The sequence below is a fragment of the Rhizobium sp. BT03 genome (assembly GCF_030053155.1).
Lineage (GTDB): Bacteria > Pseudomonadota > Alphaproteobacteria > Rhizobiales > Rhizobiaceae > Rhizobium.
The window spans coordinates 2,536,209-2,558,032 of sequence record NZ_CP125640.1 but is presented as its reverse complement, the minus strand read 5'-3'; the positions used below and the strand labels follow the sequence as shown (position 1 = coordinate 2,558,032).

The following is a 21,824-nucleotide window of genomic DNA, read 5'->3' as shown; positions in this document are numbered from 1 at the left end:
GCGCAGCATTTTCTTCGCAAGGCCACCCCTTCCGACGACGATCTTCGCTCAGCTCTGCGGCTGCCGCGGCTCGTTACCATAAACCCGCCGGCCGGTCATCCATTGGCGCCGGAAATAGCTTGCGCTCCGATCGTAAAGTTTGGCTTTGACATGGGAAGCCACAGCGATTAAGGGGACCGGCTTATAAATTCCGATGGAACGCCGGCTTGAACGGCATTTGCCGAATCTCGGATTCGGCCATTCTCACGAGGCTTATAGTGGCGAAAGCGGAACTTGGAACCAAGCGTACCGATCCGGAAACCGGCAAGAAGTTTTATGATCTGAACCGAGATCCGATCGTTTCTCCTTATACCGGCAAGTCCTACCCCCTGTCCTTCTTTGAGGAAACGTCGGCAATCGCCGATGTTGCCGAAGAGGACGAGGTTGCGGAAGTCGATACCGAAAACACCGAAGTCGAACTGGTTTCGCTTGAGGACGCCGATGACGCCGCCTCCGGCGACGACATCCCGGATATGGGCGATGACGACGTCGAAATCGAAGGCGATGACGACGACGACACCTTCCTCACACCCGACGAAGACGATGACGACGACGACATGAGCGACATCATCGGCGTGACCGGCGACGAAGACGAAGTCTGACGGCTGCATTTCGGCCCGGCGAGGAAAAAATTCTCCGGGCCGAATTTTTTAGGCTTGCTATCTCCGAAAACCGGAAGTAATAAGCCGCCACTCCGCAGGGCACGCCCTGCGAAGCATCCCAGGACCGGCCCTCAGCCGGACCACCTTGATGGGGCTATAGCTCAGCTGGGAGAGCGCTTGCATGGCATGCAAGAGGTCAGCGGTTCGATCCCGCTTAGCTCCACCACGCTTCGCCCTTACGGGCTTCGCATGGCGCAGCCGCGAGAAACCGTTAGGCCGAAGCAGTGCCCGGCATAGCCCGAAGGGCGACGACGGGCTGAAACGCTGATGTGGTACGTTTATATTCTCCGCAGCGTCGATTTTCCCGAACAGGAATACATCGGCTCGACCGCAGATCTGAAACAGCGTCTGTCGGCGCACAATGCCGGAAAATCCACCCATACCGCCAAATTCGCACCATGGAATTTGCTCTGGTATTGCGCCTTTGCTGACAAGCACAAGGCGCTTGAATTCGAAACATACCTGAAATCGCATTCCGGCAGGGCTTTTGCCGGCAATAAGCACCGGTGCATGCGAAAGCCGTGCCTCTCACAGAGGCGCTGGCATTCCGCTCCCACGACCTCAATCTCTCGGCGATTGCACCGACAGCCCCGCAGCCTCTATTCCCGCAAAGAACCGCTGCTGATCCTCGGTTCGCGCCAGCCGGCTGACGACTTCGCGTCGGATGTTCGGTATCAGTGCAGGTGATTCGCGCCTGATCCAGTCGAGCTGTTCGTCGGCCTCCTGCTTTTTTCCAAGCGCGCCGAGAATGGAGAGCAATACGAGGCGATGCATCGGGTTGTAATTGAGATCAGACATGCGCGACCAGAGTTCGGCAGCCTGCGTGTCGCCGCGCATGAAGGCGCAGAGGGCCATTCCGACTTCGTAATATCCGCGTGGGCCGGCATTTTTGCCGACGGCCTCCGAAATCAGTGTGCAGCCTCTATCCCATTCCCCCGACATCGACAGGCGCAGGCCGTATTCACCGGCCACTTCGGTATCGTTCGGATTGCTGGCATAGGCGGCGGCGCCGGCGCTGAGAGCGGCAGCCGGATCATGACCGAAAAAGTTGGCCAGCATCAGTGCCTGAAGGGCGCGGGCATTCTTCGAGTCGAGCTGCACGGCATGCTCGGCAAGTTCTTTGGCGATGCCGAGCGTGGCGGCCGTCGATTGCGTGTGAAGCTGGTATGAAAAGCGGAACTCGTCGAGATATATTAACGAAAGAAGGGCCGCGACATTGGAATCGGCCGGGGTTTTTTCCACGGCCTGTTGCAGGCAGGATTTCGCCGCTTCATGAGCCTGGACCGTCATTTCGCTGCGGTAGCTGTAATAGGAGAGAACGCAAGAAAAAGCGTCCGCATTGCCGGCAATGGCCGCGGTATCGGTTTGGAACATGACGCCGAACGGCCGCGCGACCGCCGCGGCAATATCCCCGGCAAGGATCGTTTGTGTTTTCGGGATGCCTTGCATCTTCAAGTCGGCATCGTAGTCGCTTGCCCAGATGACAGCAGCATCGGCCCGTCGCACGAGTCTGGCTGTCGAGCGCAAGTTGCTGCCCTCAAGCCGCACACTTCCCTGCAGGGCATAGAGCGGCCCTGGCGAAGCTTCGCCGGTTTTCCGCGGCATGGCGGTGACGACGACGATGTCGTTGAAGCGGACCAGCTTCTCGATGATATCGTCGGTCATGCCGCGGGAGATATCGGAGGCAAGGCTCCCGTCGGGGGCGCTTTCAAAACGCTCGACGATGATGGTGGGGCGATTGTCGGTTCCCGCTACCGTCTCGCGCTCCGCATTCGGCGATCCCAACTGCTGAAGGAGCGCTACTGTCGCGGCCAGGATGAGCACGGCGCCCGCTGCAAGGAGCCAATATAGGGGCAGCGATAGACGCCGGTCCGGTTGCTCCCGGCTGATCGTATCCGCAGCCGTATCGATCTGCCCGCTATCATCGCCCGACAGGCCAGGCCGATCGGGCTGTTCGGGCGGCACCAACTCCGCGGGTCCAGCGCTCTCGATGACATCGAAGACCGGCGCGTAGCCGCCCTTCGGGATGGTGATGATGATCCGGTCGGCGCCGCCGGCGGTCAGGTAATAATGTTCGAGTTCCCGTCTCAGCCGGCCGGCTTCGATACGAACGCAGGGATCCTGCTGGGCATCGAAGTTCGCGTCCCGGCCAAAAACGGCCTGCGCGATGGTAAAGGCCTTCAGATAGTCGCGACGGCCCGCAAGCGTTTCCGTGACGACGAATTCAAGGAACTTCCTCGTCCGTTCGGGAAGGCGGAACTCCCGGCTGGAAAGAATTCGCTCGAGTTGCTGCTGCACCTCCTCCTGCGAGGCGGCGACCCTGTTTATGCCTGCACTCGTCATCGGTTCCCCCAGACTCCGATTGCGAACAATCTGCAGCACGCCCCGCCAGCCGTAACGGCAATGCTGCCCAGCTGAATACCCCACCCAACGCCAAAAGAATCCGATGACTGGCCAAAGAATGGACGTAGTCACGATTTGCGAAAGGCCGGCGTAGGATACCGTATTCTACCGGCCCGGTCATGTATTTTACTGCCTTAGTCTCCAAGCTCGCCCTATCATCGCCGGGTATTCTGGAGGAGGCTGCGATGACATCACCTGAGACCTCTACATCCCATCCGATGACGAGTGCAGAGGAACTGCGCAAACGTGCTCTGGAGCTTCAGCTTGTCGAGATGGAGCGCAGCGAAAAGATCAAGGCGCGTGAAGCAAAGAAACACGCGGAATTCGTCGAAGATTTTTTCCGCAAACAGCTCGGCGAGGCCGAGCGCGCCACCATCAAGCGGCTGGTCATGAAAGCGGCCGCAGACGGCAAATACGAGGCGCTGATCTACAGCTTTCCATCGACCTTCTGCTCCGACAGCGGCCGGGCCATCAACAATAACCTGTCGGGATGGCAGAAGACGCTGCAGGGAAAGGCAAAGGAACTTCTCGAACTTTTCGAAGAGGTTGCCAAGCCGCAGGGATACGGGCTGAAGGCCATGATCATCAACTTCCCGGACGGCATGCCCGGAGACGTCGGCTTCTTCCTCACCTGGGAGCCGCCTGTCGAGTGACCGGCAGGAAAAGCGAGAGCAGTTCCAGCAAAAGCGCCTAGCCCTTTTGCTTCGGGAATTATGTGAGAACAAGGAGTGGAGCATTTCCGGGATTCGGAGAAAACCGGAAATCCTTCGGGAGAAATCAACGTGAAAGCGACCGAGATCGAGCGCAAATTCCTCGTGCGTAACGATAGCTGGCGCGCGCGGGCCAGCATTTCACATGTCCTGCAGCAGGGGTATCTGTCTCGCGGCGAGAACCCGGTGCGTGTCCGTCTGATTGACGGTCGTTCCGCCTGCCTGACAATCAAATTCCATACGATGGGGCTTGCGAAAGACGAATATGAGTATGAGATTCCCGTCGAAGAGGCGCGAGACCTGCTTCTCCATGCGACTGGCCACGTTATTGAAAAGACCCGCTACCGGGTCCTTCACGAGGGCCGAAACTGGGAGGTGGACGTCTTTGCCGGAGCGTATGAGGGATTGACGCTCGCCGAGATCGAAATAGCGAGCGAAGAAGATCTGCCGGCGCTGCCGCAATGGCTCGGGCGGGAAGTCACGGGCAACAAACGCTATTCCAATCGCGCCATGGCCGCTGCCTCGTACAAGCCCCCCCTGATTGCGTCGGGGCGGACAGGGGCAGCGGCGTCGCACCTCTGAAACGGGGCGCGGGACGCTGCCCGAACCTAATCGCTGACAACGGTCCAGTTGGCATCCGGATTGAATTCCTTGATTGCGGCGGCGCGCTGTTCCGTCTGCGGTCCGAGATCGCGTTGGTAGATGGCGCTCCTCCCGTTGACGATAAATGTCTGCACGCCGGTCACCCGATAGGTGACCGGCCAAGCGATGAGTGCGAAGCCGCCGGTCATATATCCATTGATGACGTAGCTTTGTTTGCCGCCGAGCACATTGTCGCCCTGGGCGGTCAGGATGCGATAGCGGTATCCGAAATAACCTTCGCCGCGTTTGGCGGCGCCGAAGGCGGCCGTCTCCACAAGCGCGCTTGCCGGGCTTTCTTCCGGATAGACCTTCGGGTCCCAGTAGAGACCGTCCAGCTTGCCTGGACTGCTGATCAGTTTCTTGGCGAATTCGTAAATACCGTCACCGTCGCGATCGTCGGATGCATATTGATACTGCGCCGCCACATATTCGTGCATCGTGTCGATCGTCGCCAGTTCGTTCTCGCCGATGCGCCGGTTGACGATCTCCTCAAAGCCGCGTTGTGTGTCGAAGGACCATTTCCCATCCTTGTCCTCGGTGAGCGGGAACGGCAGAGGCCAGAGCCGATCGCCGATCGCAACGATCTTCGCACCATCGGCGTCTTTCAGGATCATCTGTCGCTCGGCGCCCTCCCGGATCAATCCATAAGCGATCATCGCCTCGTTGCTGGCGCGCAGTCTGTCCGCGTTCAGGCCGAGCAGATCGGCAAGATCGCCGATATTATTGGAGCCGAGCACCGATTTCAGCCGATCGAGGGCAAGATCCGGGCTGTCGAATTTCGGTGAAGCCTTTGCCGCCTTGTATTCGGTGAGATCCGTCTGGCCCTGCGAAAGCGCCGGTGTCGCCGGTATCGCGCAAAGCGCTGTCGCAAGCATGAGCGGGATTACGATCGCTTGACGTCTCATGATGTAGCTCCATGGGCTTGGAAGGGGTCTCATCGCCGTCCTCCTCCTCTGCCGCCACCACCGCCACCGCGGCCGCCGCCGCCGCGCGACGGCATTGGGCGCGAGTGCTGAACGGGACGGGCTGCCGGGCGGTGAGCGCCCATGCTTTGTGCACCTCGTTTCGAGGCGACGGCCTGCTGGCGGCCGGACTGGACATTGCCGAGTGCGCTCGACTGGCGTCCGCGATTGTCGGGCCTCGCAGCCATCTGCGGTTTGCTGGGTTTCTTGACGGATTTCTGCGCGGGTTTCGCCGAAGGGCGATTGGCCGATTGTTTGGGACGGTTCTCCGGCCGGGACGCAGTCTGACGATCACCGGCCGCCGGCCTGTTTGCCTGCGGTTTGGCCTTCAGCCCTTGCGCCGTGCTTTTCCGGATATCGTCCGCGCGCGCCGCCGTGCCGCGATTGCCCGGCCCCTGGCTTGCCTGCCTGTCCGCGGCCTTGTTGCGCAGTTGATTGCGATTGTCGGCCTGCAACCCCGACTGGATCGCCGACCGGTCCAGCTTGCCAAGCTGATCCTTGCCGATGCTCAGCTTGCTGCGGTCGACATTCGCCCAGTCGACGTCATTCAACTTCATTTTGCCGTTGAAGTTGCGATTGTTCAGGCAATTGTTGCAATCGATGTCGATATCGCCGTCCCAGCGGCCGCCCCATACCCCCCAGTCGTCCCAGTTGACGATGGCGGCCCAGGCAAGCCCGGTGACGGCGCCGGCGAAGAAGGCGGCGCCGGGATAATAATAGCTGTCGTAGTAGTCGGGATAATAGGAGATCGGTTCCGTCGCATAGCCCGGCTCATAGAGCATTTCCGGCGGATACTGCGGGATATAGATCTTCTCGGGATCGGTCGGCCGGATAATGATGTTGTCGTTTTCGGTGACGACCGTCACCTTGTCGTCCGTCTTGATGATGTTCTTTGCCACCGCCTCGTCGCGAAGCTGCTGAATGGCGATCAGCACGTCCTTCTGCTGATTGGCGAGCGCATCGGCGAGCGATTGGGTCCAATCGAGATCCTCGCTCATCATCTTGACGATATCGGGGTAGTTCAGCAGCGAAACGACGCTGCCGTCCCAATCGCTTTTGGGCTTGAGGTCGGCATTTTTCTTTTTCGCTTCCAGAAAACGCTGCGCTTCGATGATCTGCAGGGGAAAGAGCGAGGCGGCCGAAATCGCCGCGACCAGTTCGTCCGGATAGAGCGCGATCCGCGCCACCAGCACCTCAAGCTCGTCTTCGGAGAGAAGGGCAGCGGCGGGCTGCTCGGCGCCCGTCGGGGCAGGGGCAGGGGCGGCAGCGGGCGCCGGAGCCTGTGCTCGCACGGGGAAGGCCGGCTGCAGCACAATGATCGCCAGAGCCGACAATCCACCAAGCAGTTTGCGGGAAATTGCTTTCATCGCACATGGACCTCCCTTGAAGCGGTTGCCTTGAAGCGTTTGCCTTGAAGCGTTTAAATGACGGACGCGTTTACGGAGATTTCGGACCGGTGACGGTTGACCGCCGGAGCATCACGATTTTCGATTGCGAGATCGCCTCGCGCATCTCTTTCAACAAGGCATCGACCAGACCTGCATATTCCAGCCGCCGCAGCTCCTTGGTCGCCTCGGGCAGCTGTTCGGCATTCGCCAAAGCCTCCGCCGCGGCAGCGAGATCCTCGCACATGCTGTGAAAGGCCTCATTGACATGGAAAAGCCGCTGCACCAGCCTCGCCTGGTCGGGAAAATAAGCCTCTGCCGTTTCAAGGGCGGACCGATATGTCGAACCACTTTCTCCCGACGCCATCTCCGCCCCCGCCGCCGAACTGCGCTTAGCAGATGAGAGAAATTATATAACAGGCGAGCCGGCTGGAGACGTAAAATACGCGATCTTACGATGCGACTCGCTGATCGCGCATCTCTGTTTGCCGCACAGGCGATCTGATCCGTTGGATCATCTGCAAAACGCCTCGATAGAGATTACGCGATGCTACGGGCCTTTGCGTCGAAACGGGCCTACTATTCCATCTTCGCTTGCGATCAGCGGCTCGGGTCAGACCCAAGCCGGAAGGGAGGGGTCGTGTTTCTCGACTATTTTGCCTTGGGCGTATTGGTCTTCGTCGTGGTCACGCTTTTCTATGCCGTGATTGCCATTCACGACATTCCGCATCTGATCGCCAAGGCCCGCAACCATCCTCATCAGGATGCCATCCATGTTGCGGGGTGGGTCAGCCTCTTCACGCTTCATGCGATCTGGCCGTTCCTGTTCATCTGGGCAACGCTTTACCGCGAAGACCGCGGCTGGGGCATCCGGCAGGACGGAAAGCTGTCGGCGGAAGTTGAAGCGAATGCTGAAATTGCGCGTCTGCATGCCCGGATCGCCGAGCTCGAGGCGCAAACGCCGGAGAAGGAGACCGCCTGATGGATCTGCTCCTGATACTGACCTATGCCGCGATCTGCTGGACGATTTTCAAGATATTCAGGATTCCGGTGAACCAATGGACGCTCGCGACCGCCGTGCTCGGCGGGATATTCCTCATCTCCGCCCTGCTGCTGCTGATGAGCTACAATCATCCCTATTCGAGCGACGGGCGCATCTATTTCACCTCGGCTCCCGTCATTCCCGTTGTCGGAGGCCAGGTCGTCGAGGTGCCGGTGACGCCGAATGCGCCCTTGAAGAAAGGCGATATCCTCTTTCGCATCGATCCCCGGCCCTACCAGTTTTCGGTCGATCAGAAGAAGGCTGCGCTCGCCGAAGCCGAGCAGACCGTGCTGCAGTTGAAAGCGGCGGTGGACGCTGCCAATGCGGCGGTCGTGGGCGCCGAAGCCTCCAGGGACAGGTCCTTGCAGGCCTTCGAAAAGTTCCAGCAGTCGAACGAGAATGCAAAGTCGAGCGGCAGGGGTGCGGTCTTTTCTGAACTCGAGGTTGAAAACCGGCGCGGCATCTACCTGACCTCGGAGGCTACGGTCGATACGGCCCGCGCGCAAGCGGTGCAGGCAAAGCTCGCCTATGAGTCCGAGATCAACGGAACGAACCCGACGGTTGCAAGGCTGCAGGCCGAGTTGAACAATGCGGAGTACGAGCTGGATCAGACCGTCGTTCGGGCGCCGACCGACGGCTACGTCACCCAGGTCTTCCTCCGTCCCGGAATGATGGCCAATCCGCTGCCGCTGCGGCCGGTCATGGTCTTCATCGACAGCCAGGACCGCATGCTGGCGGCCGCCTTCATCCAGAACTCGCTGCAGCGCGTCCGCGTCGGCGATGAGGCAGAGGTCTCCTTCAAAGCCGTGCCCGGCAAGATATTCAAGGCGCGGGTGGGAGAGGTGATCGATGTGATGGCCCAGGGCCAGCTGCAGCCGAGCGGCGCGCTGATCGACCCGCAATCACCCGAGCGCGTCTCGCCCGGACAAACGCTGGCGCGCATCGAGCTGCTCGAAAGCACCAAGGACTATCAACTGCCGGGCGGCGTGGTCGCGGACGTCGCGGTCTACACGCACCATTGGCACCACGTCGCCATTTTACGCAAGGTGCTGCTGCGCATGAGCAGCTGGATGAACTACGTGTTCCTCGAACACTAAACGGATGCCGCTGTTCCTTGAGCCATCGCCGATGTGATCCGAGGACGGGAAGGCAAGGGCCTGCGGCAAAGATTAAGGAGCCCGCGGTGATAGGAAGTCTTCCGATGTTGCGGGGCTTGGCCGGCTTCAACAGAGACTGGCTCCGCAGTGACATTCCGGCCGGGCTGTCGATCGCCGCGGTCGGCTTGCCGAGCGCCATCGCCTATCCCGCCATCGCCGGCCTGCCGCCGGAGACCGGCATCTATGCCAGCATCGTCGCGCCGATCGCCTATGCGATCTTCGGTCCATCCCGCATTTTGGTGGTCGGGCCGGATGCCGCGACGATGACGGTGTTGGCCGCCGCCATGGGTGCCATCATCGCCGCCGAGCCCGCCACCGCAGGCGCCGACCGGATCGCCATCGCCTCGGCGCTTGCGCTTGGCGTCGGCGTCTTCTGCATCGCGGCGAAATTGCTGAGGCTCGGCGTTCTGGCAAGTTTTCTCTCCCGCCCCATACTGGTGGGGTTCTTCGCCGGCGTTTCGCTCTCGATCCTTGTCGGGCAGATCGGCCGCTTCACAGGGGTGAAGATCCAATCGGAAGGATTGATCCCGCCGCTGGTCGAAATGCTCGCCAAGAGCAGCCTGATCCACTGGCCGTCGCTCCTCCTCGGCCTCGCCATGTTCGCCTTGTTATGGATCGTCCGGGCCTTCCGGTTCAAAGTGCCGGGCCCCGTTCTGGTGGTCGTCCTCTCGGTCGTCCTGTCGGCGATCTTCGATTTCCAGGGCCGCGGCATCGCAGTTGTCGGCGATATCCCGAGCGGACTGCCGAGCCTGTCCCTGCCTGCCTTGCATCAGATGCCCCTCGACAAGATCGTGCTCGGTTCGGCCGCGATCTTTCTGGTCAGCTTCGGCGCCGGCATCGTCGCGGCAAGGAGCTTCGGATCGCGCACCGGAGAGGAGGTCGACGCCAATCAGGAATTGATCGGACTTGGCGCCGCCAATCTGGCGCCCGGCCTGTTCGGCTCGTTTCCGGTCAGCGTCTCGGATTCGCGAACCGCGATCAACCTGTCGACCGGCGGCGTCTCGCAGCTCGCCGGGCTGGTATCGGCTGCGACCCTGATTGCCGCGCTAGTCTTCCTTCACAGCGCGCTGCGGATCCTGCCCATCCCGGCACTCGCCGCAATTCTTGCAACGGCGGCGATCAGCCTCATTGATATCCACGAATTGAAAAAGATCTGGCGCATCAGCCGCATGGAATTCATTTTTGCGCTGATCGCCATGTGGGGCGCCATCAGCTTCGGCGTTCTCAACGGCGTCATCGTCGCCGTTGCGGCAACGCTCGTCTATCTCCTGCGTCAGACGATGTTTCCCCGGGACGGCCTGCTTGGCCGTATCGAGGGACGGCACGGCTTTTTCGATCTCGCCCGCTTTCCGGAAGCTCGCCCCGTCGAGGGCGCGGCCGTCTTCGCCATCCAGGGCAGCATTCTGTTTTACAACGCCGATTATGTCCGAATGCGGCTGACCTCGGTCGCGAAGGGACTTCCTGCCGAAACCAGATGCCTGGTGCTCGATGCCAGCGCCGTCACGCATATCGACAGCACCGGCGCAGCTGCGCTCGACGCCGTGGCCGAGCTCCTGGCAAAGCGCGATATCGTCTTTGCCATGGCCGACGTCAGCGAAGAAAGCCGCGGCATCCTCGACCGCGCGGGCGTCATCAAGGCGATCGGCGTCCAAAATCTTTTCAACGGTCGAGAGGAAGCGCTGAGAGCGCTGATCGGAAGTGTCGGCGAGACCGGCGCTTCCATGCCGGCAGGCAAACTATCTTAGCCGAAAGGGAGGGAGAGAAATGGACGAGAATTACGAGCCCGCACAGACGGATGGAGGGGCTGGCCGCGCCGCAAAGGACAATAAGAAGAAAAAGAAATCATGGGATTACGACAAGGAAATCGGGCGGCTGCAGGTGGAATTGGCTCATTTGCAAGCCTGGATCAAGAAGGCCGGCGCGAGGGTGGTCATCATCTTCGAGGGACGGGACGCCGCCGGCAAAGGCGGCATGATCAAGCGCATAACGGAAAAGGTCAGCCCGCGGGTCTTTCGCGTTGTGGCGCTGCCGGCACCGACCGACCGCGAAAAATCCCAGATCTACATGCAGCGCTATATCGCGCATCTGCCGGCGGCCGGCGAAATCGTCATATTCGACCGCAGCTGGTACAACCGCGCCGGCGTCGATCGTGTCATGGGATTCACCAGCGAAAAGAAAGCGCAGCGCTTTCTTGAACTGGCGCCCCGCTTCGAGGCTGCAATCGTCGAAAGCGGCGTCATTCTGCTCAAATACTTCCTGACGGTCAGCGAGGAAGAGCAGGAACGTCGCTTCAGACGCCGGATCGACGATCCGCGGCGACAGTGGAAGCTCAGCCCCATGGACGTCGAATCCTATCAGCGCTGGTGGGACTACACACGCGCCTATGACGAAATGCTGCGGATGACCGACAGCAACCATGCACCGTGGTGGGTGGTGCCCTCGGATGACAAGAAGCGCGCCCGGGTCAACTGCATCTCGCACATTCTGCAATCCATTCCCTATGAACGGGTGAAGTTCGACGCGCCCGATCTCGGCAAACGTCAGAAGCGGCCGGCGGATTTCCTGGAGGACCGCAGCGTCCGCCATGTTGTGCCGGACACGGCGTCATAAACGCGGCGGACGGGATGCAACGATGGAGAACGCAGGCGATACGGCGGCACAGGGAGCCGGGCCAGGGCAGATTTCCATAGAGGCGAGAATAAGCGATCTGGTCCGCTTGGGCATTATCGGGCTTTTCGCCTATTGGACCCTGGTCCTCGTTGCTCCCTTTGCCCTGATCGTCGTCTGGTCCGCCATTCTGGCGGTCGCGCTTTTCCCGATATTCGAGGCGCTTTCCAGATTGATCGGCAACAGGCCCGTCATCGCAGCCGTCGTCATCGTCGTCTTTTCTCTCGTCCTGATCATTGCGCCGCTCGCCCTTGTCGCGGTCAATTTTGCCGACGCCGCGCAGGCGCTGATCGGCACGTTGCGGGAGGGGAATTTTACCCTGCCCGCCGCGCCGGCTGCCATCCGGGAGTGGCCTGTCGTCGGCGAGCGGATCCACGGCGCCTGGAATCAGATCGCAAGCGATCTGGCCGCCACCATCATCAAGTTTCAGGCGCCCATTCGTGAGGTTACGGCCGTTATCGTCGCGAAACTTGCCTCGATCGGCGTCGGTGTCTTGAGTTTTGTCGTTTCGATCGTGCTTTCGGGCATATTTCTCACCCGGTCGGCACCCCTGGCTGCAGCCATACAGATACTGGCAAGCCGGATCGCCGGTGAAAAAGGTGTCGGCTTTGCCCGGCTGGCGGGCACCACGGTGCGAAACGTATCGCGCGGCGTCATCGGCGTCGCCTTTCTGCAGGCGCTGCTATGCGGATTGTGTTTTGCCCTTTTTGACATTCCGGCCGGCGGGCCTTTGACGTTTATCGTGTTTGTCCTCTGCCTGATGCAGCTCGGGCCGGCGCTTGTGCTCTTGCCTGTCATTCTCTGGGCGTGGTTCTCCTGGCCCACGTCGATTGCATTGGTTTTCACCGTCGTCGCGATCCCGATCATGATCATCGACAACATACTGAAACCGATCTTGATGGCGCGCGGCCTCTCCACGCCGATGCTGGTGATCCTGATCGGCGTGATCGGCGGCACCCTATCGCAAGGCCTGCTGGGCCTGTTTCTGGGGCCGGTCGTTCTCAGCGTCTTCTACGAGTTGCTGAGAGCCTGGGCATGGCCTTCGGGCTCGACCGCATCGGAAAATAGCCGCCCCGCGGGTTTCGATGCTCAACCGGAACGCATCGAACAGACGCAATGACGGTTCTGTCGAGCCGGGCGAGAATCCCCTCCTGGGAGAGATCGCCGCTGGCGCCGCCGGGAGGGCTCACCGGTTCCTGCAGTAGACGACAACCTCCTGCTCGATTTCATGGCAGAGCTGTTCATATTCACTGATCAGCCCCTCTTCCCTCGGGCTCTTGTTTCGAAACCGCTCCAGCGCATCGACGGCAATATCATAGGATTCGAACATCTCCGCGAGCGCCTCACTGGTCATGCTCGCCAGCAGATGCCGGATATCGGGAAGTCGCAACATCAGTTTTCTGCGGCCGCGTTCTTGGCTCATGGATCAGCTCCGCATTCAAGGCACCCCTGCAATCGATACGAAGTCACAACCCCATCGGGTCGTTCCCGGAGATCACGAATAAATGTACGATTTTTTGGAAACCAGAAGGGCACGGCGTCCGCAATCTGACCAGGAAAGGCTCTAGCTGCCGCCGTCTCGATCCGTTGCGTTCAGGGCTTTTACTGTGATGGCCGCAATGACGCCGGTCAGCACGATCCCCGCAAAACCGATGAGCAAAGCCAGTATTCGCGCCGAAACATGTTTGGGCGTGAAGTCGCCGTAGCCGATGGTAAGGCCCGTCACGAAGGTGAAATAAAGCGCTTCGTCGATCCGCCAATCCTCGATGCGCCAGATTGCCAGGCCGGATATCACCATGATGGACACGATGCCGGAAAGGATCGGCCAGATGACGCGGAGCTGCTTTGCGAGTGCGATGAAGAACAGCCGTCTCATCTGCCGGGTGTGCGATCCGCCGTCTGGTCGCCCCTGTTTGGCAAGGCGGACCCTCATCGCAAGGCCGGCGGCAAGACGTAGAGCGTGATGGCGAAAATCATGTAGACCATCAGCACCAGTACGCCGATGAACCATGCCGATCGCCCGCTGTTGGTGACGAACATCGCGGTCACCGTCGCAAGAAACATCATCGTCACCGCACCTGGCCAGAATTGCAGATCCATCGGCGACGGGCCGATCACATAACTCATCAGGACGAGAACAGGCGCGACGAACAAGGCGATCTGCGACGCGCTCCCGAGTGCGATGCCGACGCTGAGATCGAGCCGGTTCTTGCGCGCCCCGGAAAATGCGGAGGCCATTTCGGCGGCGCCGCCGACCAATGCGACGACGATGAAACCGACAAAGGCGGGGGTCATCCCGAAGGCGACGGCCGCTTCCTGCACGGATTCGACGAAAATCTCGCTCACCAAGGCCACAAGGAGGGTGACGCCGGCAAGCGTGCCGAGGGCGAGGCCGATCGGCCACGGCGCCTCGCCGGCCTCGGCATGATCCGGTGAAGAGAAAAATTCCCGATGTGTTCTAAGCGTGAACAACAGTCCCAGCCCATATCCGATGACAAGCAGAACGGCCAGGCTGAGGCTGAGGGTTTGAGTGACGGGTGCGACCGATGCCGTGTCCAATCCGCCAAGTGCCGAAGGCATCAGCAGGGCGACCGTGGCCAGGAAAAGCAGGCCGGCTTGAATACGTGCGCTGGCGCGGTTGAATTCCTGAATGTGATATTTGAGCCCGCCAAGCAGAAAGGAAGCGCCGAGCATGAACAGCGTATTGGTGACGATCGCGCCGGCGATGGATGCCTTGACCAGCGTATATTCGCCGGCCTGCAGGGCAGCTAGCGCGATCACCAGTTCGGTCAGGTTGCCGAGGGTCGCATTCAGTAGCCCGCCTGCGGCATCACCCGTCTTGGCGGCAACGGATTCGGTCGCATGGCTGAGCAGACCGGCCAACGGCACAATGGCCAAGACCGACAGGACGAAAAGCGCCGTGTGCGCTTCGGGAAAGAGTGCCGCAGCTAAGAACACTACCGGCACGGCGGCCAGCAGCCATAATATCGGACTGCCGCGAATCTCTTTGAAAAGGAGGCTCAACCTTCACTCCCCCATGAGTTGCTCGTATTCCTTATTCTGAGCGCGGCCTCACTCCGGAAGCGCCGTCTGCCGGAAGAAGGTCACGACTGCATCGTCAGGCGGGCCAAACCAGGTTGTAAAGAAGGCTCGGAAGTCCTGCGCTGCATAGGCCTGGCTCAGGGCGCGATCGACCGCCAGGCGAAAATCCTCGTCCCCGCGCGCCAGCGCAAGGCCAAGCGGCTCATAGGTGAAATGGCGCTCAAGGACGATGAGATTGCCGGAGCTGTCGCTGCGGGCGGCAGCGTCCATCAGCAGCGGCATATCGCCGAAAAGCACCGCCGAACTGCCGTCCAGGACATGCTCGATCCCCTGCTGGTAGCTGGCGACGGGCGTTGCCGTCGCCGCGAGCTGGAAGGTCTTGATCCTGTCGGACAGCCAGCCTTCGCTTGTCGTGCCTGCTATCGACGAGAATGTCTTGTGTTCGAGGATCGTGCGGGCCGGTGCGCCGCGCCAGACGGGCCGGCTCGATGGTTCGCCATGTTGCAGAACCTCGCGCAGTGCCAAGGGGGCGCTCGCGCTGAGCAGCGCCCCGGTACCGCTCGGGAAGATCGGCAGGGAGAACGAGACCTGCTGCCGGCGGCCGAGCGTCACCGGCTCCGCGGCGCAGACAAGGTCCGCCATGCCGTCCTGTATGGCACGCAGCTTGGCATCACCCGAAAGGGGAACCCATTCCACATCGAGCTTCGGCAGGTTCAACTGCGCTCTCAGGCTATCGGCGATCCTGTTGCAGAGCGCCACTGCATAGCCGTCGGGCTTGCCTTGGGCATCGAACGAAAACGGCCTTGCTTCCGGATCGTAGCCGAATTTCAGCGCGCTGCTCGTGCTGACGCGGTCGAGCGTCTGTGCCTGCGCGGGCAACGCGGCGGCGCAGACGGCCGCTGCGGCGAGGACAGAGGCGGCGATTGCCGCCCGGCGACCATTTCTCTCTGACATATCTTGTCCTCCCTGTGTTACTCGGCTGGCGCCCGGTTCACGCCGTTGGCGAAACGCGGGGCGATGAGCCCGTAAATGATGAAACCGATCCCTGTGACGATCATGCCGCCGAGCACCGCATCCTTGCCGGAGGCGTAGATGGCGAAAACGCTGTAGGCCATGCCGACCATGGCAATGGTGGCGTTCAGCCGGTATTTCGCCTGGGGCACGCGCGCAGCCTTCATCATGACGAACAGCGAAGAGAGCGCGATGATATAGGGCAGCACGTTCGTCACCACAGCGAGATTGACGAGAGCAGAAAACTGCTCGCTCAAGGTCGGCGATATGGTCATCAGGGCAAGCCCCGTCTGCACGATGCCGAGGATGATCATGCCGCTGACCGGCGCGCCCATCTCATTCACCCGGGAAAATATGGATGGGAACATTCGCTCTTCCGCCGCGGTCCGCGCCGTCTGGGCGATCGTGAACTGCCAGCCCAGCAACGAGCCGAGGCAGGCCAGCACCGCCAGCGCCATAACGATCGAACCGATGGTCGGATTGAACATCGTGGCATAGGCCAAGGCGAAAGGCCCCGTGGAGGTGGCGAGGTCGGCATTCGGCACGATGCCCTGAATGACCGTCGTCGACAGGATGTAGATGACGGCTGCCCCGAGCGTGCCGAACATGCAGGCGAGCGGCACGTCACGCTTGGGGTTTTCGACGGCATCCGAATTCTGTGCCGCCGACTCCATGCCGAGGAAGGCCCAGAGCGTCAGCGAAATGCTCGATCCCATGCCCTGCGCGAGCGACAGTCCTTTCGGATTCCAGGCATCGCCGAAAGTGCTTGAGCTGAACCAGAGCCAGCCGATGATCGACAGCAGGCCGACAGGAAGGATGACGCCCCAGACCGTGACCGAACCGATGCGTCCGGTGATGCGCGGGCCGCCGAAATTGGCGGCCGTGGTCAGCCACAGGAGGATGATCAGCGCCAGGCAGGTCATGATGGGCGTGGATGTCAGCACCGGAAAAAATCCCGCGAGATAGCCGACCGCGGAGATGCCGATCGCGACATTGCCGACGGCAAGCGAAAGGAAATACAGGAAGAACACCATGAAGTAGCCGTCTTTGCCGTAGGCATCCTCCGCATAGGCGGACATGCCGCCAGGACGCTGATTGAACAGCCCGGCCTGGGCGAAGCCATAAGCGATCGCCATCGAACCGATGGCCGTCACGAGCCAGGAGAGCAGCGAGATCGCACCGACCTGAGCCATATTGGCGGGCAGCATGATGATACCAGACCCCATCATGTTGACGGCGACGATGAAGGTGAGCTGCACCAGGTTCATCTTTTTCTTGGCCGTGGCCTCGGCCGCGAGATGCATCGTGTTGTCGGTCATGACGAAACCCTCCCTGCGTCTACTCGCGCACGACATATGTGTGGAATTTGATCCGCCCCTCGACCTTTTCCTGGAACACGCCCTGGACCTCATAGTTGAAGCCCGGAAACCGGTTGAACGACTCTTCGAAGGCCAGGAAATAATCCCGCATCGGGCGTGCTCTCTCGTCCCAGCGCTCTCCCGGCACGATCACGCCGATGCCCGGCGGATAGATCAGCGCCAGCGTTGCCGAAATGCGGCCGGCAGCCTGTGTCAGCGGCACATAGTCGACATTGTTGGCGACCAGCGCTTCGTAGGCCTGCTTGGGAGCAATGGCCGGTTCCGGGAAGCTCTCGGAGCGGAAGCAGAGGCGCTGCAGTTCCTTTACGCCGGCATCGCGATAGAAGGAGTGCATCTCATGGCAGACCTGACGGACCGTATAACCGGCATAGCGCTCGCGATTGGCCGCATACACCGTTGGCAACACTTCCTGCAGCGGCGCATCGCGGTCCCAGAGATTTTTGAATTTGACCAGCTTGGCGACGAGCGTATTCAGCTTGCTCTCGTCCTCGGCCGGGGTCAGCAGGAACAGGAGACTGTTCAAGTCGCATTTTTCCGCCACCACCCGCTGCTCGCGCAGATAGTTGGCGACGACAGTCGCCGGGATGCCGAACTCGCGATAGCCGCCGGTTTTGCGGTCGATGCCGGGTGTCAGTATGGCCAGTTTGTTGGGGTCGACCATGGTGTAACCTGGTGCATACCCGGCATAGCCGTGCCACTTTGCCTGCGGATCGAACTGCCAGCATTGCTGCTCGCGTTTGAGCACATCCGTCGGAATTTCCTCCCACCGCATGCCTTCGAGGTCGTTGGTATGTTTGGAGCCCGAAACGGTGACCTTGTCCGGCACGAAGGGATCGAAAAACCATTGTTCCTCCGGGCTTGCGGCTTTGGTCTCGTAATGATCCACGAAACCGCGCAACTTCTTGCGCACCTCGATCCCGAGCTCGATGCAGCGGTCCCAGAGCATCTCGCCAGCCTTGCCCTCATGCACCTTAGCATTGACATCGAGCGAGGCGAACAGCGGATAGAACGGAGAGGTCGAAACATGCATCAGCAGCGATTCATTGAAGCGCTTGTGTTCGACGAACCGGCGCTGACCGCTGATATGTTCGTCGCGCTTGTGGATCTGCGACGCCTGGGAAAAGCCGGCACCCTGCTTGTGCACCGACTGGGTTGAAAACAGGCCCGGCATGTCGGCCCGCAGGTCCTTGAGACGCATCGGGCTGCGGCCTTCGAAGAGCGGGTGGAAGGCATTGTAGCCGATCCAGGCCTCGTCCCAGAGGACGTAGTCGCAGAGATGGCCGATCTTCTCCATAACCTGGCTGACATTGTAGATCGTGCCGTCATAGGTCGCGAGCTGGATGCAGGCGAGACGGAAGGGCCGGTCTGCCTTCGCACGGCTCTTGTCGGCGACGAGCGGATGTTCCTCGATCCTTCGCCGCAGCCAGCTTTCATCCCACGCCGCCCAGTCCACCGCGCCGATCATGCCGAAAGAATTGCGGGCCGTCGGTAGATAGATCGGGATGGCGCCTGCCTGAACAAGAGCGCCCTGATGCAGGGATTTATGATTGTTGCGGTCGAAGAGCACGAGATCGCCGCTGTGCAGCACCGCATTGGCAACCACCTTGTTGGAGGTGCTTGTTCCGTTGAGAATGAAATAGGTGCGGTCCGCGCCGAAGATGCGCGCCGCCTGTTTCTGGGCTTCGACGGCTGGACCTTCGTGGATCAGGAGGTCGCCGAGATCGACATCCGCATTGCAGAGGTCGTTGCGGAAAATGCTCTCGCCGAAATATTTGAAGAACAGCTGGCCGGCCGGCGACTTCCGATAGAACTGGCCGCCCTGATGGCCGGGGCAGTCGAAGGCGATATTCGCCTCGCCGTCATAGGCCATCATGCCGCCGAAGAACGGCGGCAGCAGTGACTTACCGTAATTGACCGCGCTGGAGACGATCTGCTTGGCGTAGAAGGTCGGCGTCTGCTGGCCGAGGTAAACGAAGCCGTCGACCTCGCCGGCCATTTCGACGACGTCCATATCCTTGATGGTCAGCGTATCGGCCATTGCCCAGATCGGTGTACGGAAGCCGATATCCCTGACCGAGCGAAGGAAGCTGCGAGCCGCCGACAGCTGGCCGCCTTCGACCGAGCCGATATAGGCGCCGACATCGGCATCCTCGGAGACATCGGCAGAATAATCGCCGCGCAGTTCCACCTCGAAGCCCTGGTCGACGATCTGTGACACCAGTGCCTGAGCCTGAGAGTTGTCGCGGTCGATGATTGCCACGATCTTCAGCATCTTGTGGAAGGGTATGGCGACCGTCGGAGACTTCACATCACGCGGGATCATTCCTGCTCCTCCCCTGCAATGCAATCGACGAGGTAGCGGCGTCCGCCATCACCGGGCGCGAAGCGAAGGCCGTGAATATCCGTTTCGAAACCGGGGAATTTGCTGTCGAAGTCACGGGCGTAAAGCAGGTAGTCCTGGATGGACTTCGTCGATTGCGTGATCCGCTCGCCCGGCATGATCAGCGGGATACCCGGCGGATAGGGAACGATCATCACGGCGAGGATGCGGTTCATCAGATCGTCGATCTCGATGCTCTCGATCTTGCCCTTGACCAGCCGGTCATAGGCATCGGCGGGACGCAGCGCCATTTCGGGCAGGACGGTGTACATCTCGCGCTGCGCCTTCGGCACGTCGTCCCTGCGGTAGATCGCATGGATCTTTTCGCAGAGATCTCTCAATCCCACGCTCGCATAGGCTTCCGGATGGGCTGCGGCGAGCGCCGGCAGCGCCCGCGTCAATGGCGCATTGGCGTCGTAAAGATCCTTGAAATTGATGAGCTCGGTGACGAGCGTGCTCCACTTGCCGCGGGTAATGCCCATCGAGAAGAGAACAAGGAAGGAATAGAGCCCGGTCTTTTCGATCTCGATGCGCCGGGAGGAGAGGAATTTGGTGATGACCGCCGCCGGTATCCCGTTCTCGTCCATCGCTCCGCTGGCCGAAAGGCCGGGTGAAAGAACGGTGACCTTGATCGGGTCGACCATGACATGATTTTCGGCAAGCCCGGCAAAACCATGCCAGGCATCGCCAGGCTTCAGCACCCAGTCGGCATGGGTGTCGCTCGGCGTCTGCTCGGCAACCGTCGGCTCCCAGACGTCGAACCACCAACTGCCCTCGGTCTGTTTTCGCACGCTGTTCATCGCCCGGCGGAAGCTGATCGCCTCGTCGATCGTCTCCTGCACCAGCGCCCGCCCGGCCGGCTGCTCCATCATGGCAGCCGCGACATCGCAGGAGGCGATGATGCCGTATTGCGGCGAGGTCGAGGTGTGCATCATGAAGGCTTCGTTGAAGCGTGTGATGTCGAGCCGCTTGGTCTCGGCATGCTGGATGTGGATCATCGATGCCTGCGAAAGGGCGGCAAGCAGCTTGTGCGTCGAGTGCGTGGCAAAGGTGATGGCGTTTTGCGATCGTGCGGGCTGGTTCGACGAGATGCCGTGGAAGCCATCATAAAATTCGTGGAAGTTGGCGTAGGCATACCAGGCTTCGTCGAAATGCAGCACCTCGACGGCGTCGCCGAGCGACGCCTTGATCGCATCGACATTGTAGCAAAGCCCGTCATAGGTCGAATTGGTGATGACCATCAGTCGGACTTTGCCACTGGTCTGCCCGGCAAAGGGGCTGGCGGCAATCTTGCGGGCAATCGATTCGGGCGTGAACTGATCCTTCGAGATCGGACCGATAATGCCGAGCCCGTTGCGCGAGGGGATGAGATAGATCGGGGTGGCGCCCGTCATGATCAGCGAGTGCAGGATGGACTTGTGGCAGTTGCGATCGCAGAGCACGAGATCGCCGCGTCCGACCATGCCGTGCCAGACGATCTTGTTGGCCGTCGACGTGCCGCCGACGACGAACAGCGTCTCGTCGGTGCCGAAGATGCGGGCCGCGTTGCGTTCGCCCTCGGCGATCGGCCCGACATGATCGAGCAGCGAGCCGACGCTGCCGACCGATACGGAGATGTCGGACCGCAGCGTGTTTTCGCCGAAGAACGTATAGAAGAGCTGGCCGACCGGGCTCTTGCGGAAGGCGGTACCGCCGCCGTGGCCGGGCGTGTGCCAGGAATAGGCGCCCTCGAGCGTGTAGTCCATCAGCGCCTTGAACATCGGCGGGGGCAGCCGGTCGAGATAGTTGCGGGCGGCCTGCGCTATGGCGCGCGCCATGAATTCCGCCGTATCCTCGAACAGCCGGAAGAAGGCATTGGCGTGGCGCAGCACCGCAGCCGGGACGTCTTCCGCGGTCGTGTCGTCGCCGAAAAGGAAAATCGGCAGGCGGTCGTTCCTCTGGCGCTTTGCGGCCAGAACCTCTCCGAGCACCTGCCAGCGCGTGACCTTGTCCTCGGCTCCATCGACGGATACCAGCCAGCAGGATTCGGTGTTGAAGATATGCACGAGGCGCCGCGCATCCTCGTAGGAAACGCCGGAGACAATCCGGAAGCCTTCCTTCTCGATTGCAGCGGCCAGATCGCGCATGCCGCGGCCGGCAGCGCTTTTGCCATCAAAATCCTCGTCGATAACGGCTATCGGAAATGCCATCTGGAATTCCATGCCTTCCTCCAGAAACCGAGGGTCAAAGGCCGTGGCCGCTCTACAGCGGTGCGCATCTCAGCTGGAAGGATGGTACATGACGGGTGGTGCACCGTCGTTGATTGCAATCAACGTGAGGCAAAGCATTTCGACATCAAGAGAA

19 protein-coding genes, 1 tRNA gene and 1 pseudogene are annotated in these 21,824 nt (G+C 60.9%); 10 read left to right on the top strand and 11 right to left on the bottom strand.

The features are described 5' to 3' along the window. The first annotated feature begins 257 nt into the window (after positions 1-257). The 3 genes and pseudogenes from QMO80_RS12655 to QMO80_RS12645 form a co-directional block, all read left to right on the top strand. On the top strand, positions 258-641 hold the full coding sequence (locus tag QMO80_RS12655) for a TIGR02300 family protein (protein WP_003583384.1): 384 nt from the start codon (positions 258-260) through the stop codon (positions 639-641). A 150-nt stretch (positions 642-791) separates the two neighbouring features. Continuing rightward, a tRNA-Ala gene (locus tag QMO80_RS12650) sits at positions 792-867 on the top strand. A 101-nt stretch (positions 868-968) separates the two neighbouring features. Further along, a pseudogene (locus tag QMO80_RS12645) lies at positions 969-1,193 on the top strand (GIY-YIG nuclease family protein); the annotation flags it as partial. 69 nt (positions 1,194-1,262) lie between these two features. On the opposite strand, the gene QMO80_RS12640 reads toward QMO80_RS12645, so the two are convergent. Further along, positions 1,263-3,044 (bottom strand): hypothetical protein, encoded by a 1,782-nt coding sequence (locus QMO80_RS12640; RefSeq protein ID WP_283196905.1) that lies wholly within the window; start codon positions 3,042-3,044, stop codon positions 1,263-1,265. A 245-nt stretch (positions 3,045-3,289) separates the two neighbouring features. Here QMO80_RS12640 and QMO80_RS12635 point away from each other — a divergent pair, with 245 nt between their 5' ends. Then, complete coding sequence (locus tag QMO80_RS12635) at positions 3,290-3,757, top strand: hypothetical protein (RefSeq protein ID WP_049731304.1); 468 nt, start codon at positions 3,290-3,292, stop codon at positions 3,755-3,757. A 129-nt stretch (positions 3,758-3,886) separates the two neighbouring features. Then, positions 3,887-4,396 carry a CYTH domain-containing protein gene (locus QMO80_RS12630; protein WP_184342699.1) on the top strand — a complete coding sequence of 170 codons (510 nt, stop codon included), beginning with the start codon at positions 3,887-3,889 and terminating at the stop codon, positions 4,394-4,396. Positions 4,397-4,422: 26 nt separating this feature from the next. Here the strand turns inward: QMO80_RS12630 and QMO80_RS12625 are convergent, their stop codons facing one another. From QMO80_RS12625 to QMO80_RS12615, 3 genes are all read right to left on the bottom strand, one after another. Next, entirely contained in the window at positions 4,423-5,361 is a 939-nt protein-coding gene (locus tag QMO80_RS12625; protein WP_283196904.1) for a DUF2950 family protein, read from the bottom strand. 29 nt (positions 5,362-5,390) lie between these two features. Beyond that, positions 5,391-6,785 carry a DUF3300 domain-containing protein gene (locus QMO80_RS12620; RefSeq protein WP_283196903.1) on the bottom strand — a complete coding sequence of 465 codons (1,395 nt, stop codon included), beginning with the start codon at positions 6,783-6,785 and terminating at the stop codon, positions 5,391-5,393. 70 nt (positions 6,786-6,855) lie between these two features. Beyond that, positions 6,856-7,170 (bottom strand): hypothetical protein, encoded by a 315-nt coding sequence (locus QMO80_RS12615; RefSeq protein ID WP_283196902.1) that lies wholly within the window; start codon positions 7,168-7,170, stop codon positions 6,856-6,858. A gap of 273 nt (positions 7,171-7,443) precedes the next feature. On the opposite strand from QMO80_RS12615, the gene QMO80_RS12610 reads away from it, so the two are divergent. The 5 genes from QMO80_RS12610 to QMO80_RS12590 all read left to right on the top strand — a co-directional run bounded on the left by QMO80_RS12610 (position 7,444) and on the right by QMO80_RS12590 (position 12,789). Continuing rightward, positions 7,444-7,785, top strand: coding sequence for a DUF3302 domain-containing protein (locus tag QMO80_RS12610; protein WP_283196901.1), 342 nt, complete (start codon positions 7,444-7,446; stop codon positions 7,783-7,785). Continuing rightward, complete coding sequence (locus QMO80_RS12605; RefSeq protein WP_283196900.1) at positions 7,785-8,942, top strand: HlyD family secretion protein; 1,158 nt, start codon at positions 7,785-7,787, stop codon at positions 8,940-8,942. The genes QMO80_RS12610 and QMO80_RS12605 overlap by 1 nt, the downstream gene beginning before the upstream one ends. Positions 8,943-9,046: 104 nt before the next feature. Beyond that, entirely contained in the window at positions 9,047-10,747 is a 1,701-nt protein-coding gene (locus QMO80_RS12600; protein ID WP_283196899.1) for a SulP family inorganic anion transporter, read from the top strand. A gap of 19 nt (positions 10,748-10,766) precedes the next feature. After that, positions 10,767-11,612 carry a polyphosphate kinase 2 gene (gene ppk2, locus QMO80_RS12595; RefSeq protein ID WP_096477093.1) on the top strand — a complete coding sequence of 282 codons (846 nt, stop codon included), beginning with the start codon at positions 10,767-10,769 and terminating at the stop codon, positions 11,610-11,612. 22 nt (positions 11,613-11,634) lie between these two features. Further along, positions 11,635-12,789 (top strand): AI-2E family transporter, encoded by a 1,155-nt coding sequence (locus tag QMO80_RS12590; RefSeq protein ID WP_283196898.1) that lies wholly within the window; start codon positions 11,635-11,637, stop codon positions 12,787-12,789. A 66-nt stretch (positions 12,790-12,855) separates the two neighbouring features. Here QMO80_RS12590 and QMO80_RS12585 read toward each other — a convergent pair whose 3' ends face one another. From QMO80_RS12585 to QMO80_RS12555, 7 genes are all read right to left on the bottom strand, one after another. Beyond that, a complete protein-coding gene (locus QMO80_RS12585) occupies positions 12,856-13,092 on the bottom strand; it encodes a hypothetical protein (RefSeq protein WP_283196897.1) in 237 nt (78 codons plus the stop codon). Between the two features lie 141 nt (positions 13,093-13,233). Continuing rightward, positions 13,234-13,545, bottom strand: coding sequence for a potassium channel family protein (locus QMO80_RS12580; RefSeq protein WP_096477096.1), 312 nt, complete (start codon positions 13,543-13,545; stop codon positions 13,234-13,236). A gap of 53 nt (positions 13,546-13,598) precedes the next feature. Beyond that, on the bottom strand, positions 13,599-14,693 hold the full coding sequence (gene cax / locus QMO80_RS12575; protein ID WP_283196896.1) for a calcium/proton exchanger: 1,095 nt from the start codon (positions 14,691-14,693) through the stop codon (positions 13,599-13,601). A gap of 48 nt (positions 14,694-14,741) precedes the next feature. Next, positions 14,742-15,665 (bottom strand): amino acid ABC transporter substrate-binding protein, encoded by a 924-nt coding sequence (locus tag QMO80_RS12570; protein WP_283196895.1) that lies wholly within the window; start codon positions 15,663-15,665, stop codon positions 14,742-14,744. Between the two features lie 17 nt (positions 15,666-15,682). Continuing rightward, complete coding sequence (gene potE, locus QMO80_RS12565; RefSeq protein WP_096477099.1) at positions 15,683-17,041, bottom strand: putrescine-ornithine antiporter; 1,359 nt, start codon at positions 17,039-17,041, stop codon at positions 15,683-15,685. 19 nt (positions 17,042-17,060) lie between these two features. Further along, the gene (speC, locus tag QMO80_RS12560; RefSeq protein ID WP_283196894.1) at positions 17,061-19,424 is read right to left on the bottom strand and encodes an ornithine decarboxylase; all 2,364 of its coding nucleotides are present in this window, start codon (positions 19,422-19,424) and stop codon (positions 17,061-17,063) included. Then, complete coding sequence (locus QMO80_RS12555; protein WP_283196893.1) at positions 19,421-21,682, bottom strand: Orn/Lys/Arg decarboxylase N-terminal domain-containing protein; 2,262 nt, start codon at positions 21,680-21,682, stop codon at positions 19,421-19,423. Before QMO80_RS12555 ends, speC begins: the two co-directional genes overlap by 4 nt. Between the last annotated feature and the right edge of the window lie 142 nt (positions 21,683-21,824).

Bases quoted from the DNA above. Each gene is read 5' to 3' on its own strand.
- QMO80_RS12635 (WP_049731304.1), top strand. From the start codon at position 3,290: ATGACATCACCTGAGACCTCTACATCCCATCCGATGACGAGTGCAGAG.
- QMO80_RS12580 (WP_096477096.1), bottom strand. From the start codon at position 13,545: ATGAGACGGCTGTTCTTCATCGCACTCGCAAAGCAGCTCCGCGTCATC.
- ppk2 (WP_096477093.1), top strand. From the start codon at position 10,767: ATGGACGAGAATTACGAGCCCGCACAGACGGATGGAGGGGCTGGCCGC.
- speC (WP_283196894.1), bottom strand. From the start codon at position 19,424: ATGATCCCGCGTGATGTGAAGTCTCCGACGGTCGCCATACCCTTCCAC.
- QMO80_RS12640 (WP_283196905.1), bottom strand. From the start codon at position 3,044: ATGACGAGTGCAGGCATAAACAGGGTCGCCGCCTCGCAGGAGGAGGTG.
- QMO80_RS12590 (WP_283196898.1), top strand. From the start codon at position 11,635: ATGGAGAACGCAGGCGATACGGCGGCACAGGGAGCCGGGCCAGGGCAG.
- QMO80_RS12585 (WP_283196897.1), bottom strand. From the start codon at position 13,092: ATGAGCCAAGAACGCGGCCGCAGAAAACTGATGTTGCGACTTCCCGAT.
- QMO80_RS12615 (WP_283196902.1), bottom strand. From the start codon at position 7,170: ATGGCGTCGGGAGAAAGTGGTTCGACATATCGGTCCGCCCTTGAAACG.
- QMO80_RS12555 (WP_283196893.1), bottom strand. From the start codon at position 21,682: ATGGAATTCCAGATGGCATTTCCGATAGCCGTTATCGACGAGGATTTT.
- QMO80_RS12570 (WP_283196895.1), bottom strand. From the start codon at position 15,665: ATGTCAGAGAGAAATGGTCGCCGGGCGGCAATCGCCGCCTCTGTCCTC.
- QMO80_RS12605 (WP_283196900.1), top strand. From the start codon at position 7,785: ATGGATCTGCTCCTGATACTGACCTATGCCGCGATCTGCTGGACGATT.
- potE (WP_096477099.1), bottom strand. From the start codon at position 17,041: ATGACCGACAACACGATGCATCTCGCGGCCGAGGCCACGGCCAAGAAA.
- QMO80_RS12600 (WP_283196899.1), top strand. From the start codon at position 9,047: ATGTTGCGGGGCTTGGCCGGCTTCAACAGAGACTGGCTCCGCAGTGAC.
- QMO80_RS12625 (WP_283196904.1), bottom strand. From the start codon at position 5,361: ATGAGACGTCAAGCGATCGTAATCCCGCTCATGCTTGCGACAGCGCTT.
- QMO80_RS12620 (WP_283196903.1), bottom strand. From the start codon at position 6,785: ATGAAAGCAATTTCCCGCAAACTGCTTGGTGGATTGTCGGCTCTGGCG.